At 49.6% G+C, this 248-nt stretch carries 1 protein-coding gene; it reads left to right on the top strand.

Features of this window, described 5'->3' with window-relative positions; translation table 11 throughout:
• The coding region (locus tag O4G76_RS21265) for a hypothetical protein (protein WP_269399078.1) at positions 1-189 on the top strand (189 nt) is incomplete at its 5' end.
• Between the last annotated feature and the right edge of the window lie 59 nt (positions 190-248).

The raw sequence follows: 248 nt of genomic DNA, 5'->3' as shown, positions 1-248 counted from the left end.
GCTATCTACCAGCGCATTCGGGCTGAATTGATAGAAGAGGAATACAAGCTATTGCCTGACTTGCAACCGGAAGTTCGGCATGGGGCACCCGAGTTGCTGAGGCGTCTGGCCGGGGCGGCTGCGCGCAGAACCGGCCTTTTATGTGAAACATCGCCTGCAGAGCAGGTAGTAGAGAAGGGATGCTGTTGATCCCTTTTTTTTAACTAAATAGTTGCATATTGCAATTAATGAGTTAGACAACATTGTGG

Source organism: Limimaricola sp. G21655-S1, assembly GCF_027213785.1.
Classification (GTDB): domain Bacteria; phylum Pseudomonadota; class Alphaproteobacteria; order Rhodobacterales; family Rhodobacteraceae; genus Limimaricola.
This window is presented reverse-complemented; position numbering and strand designations above follow the sequence as displayed.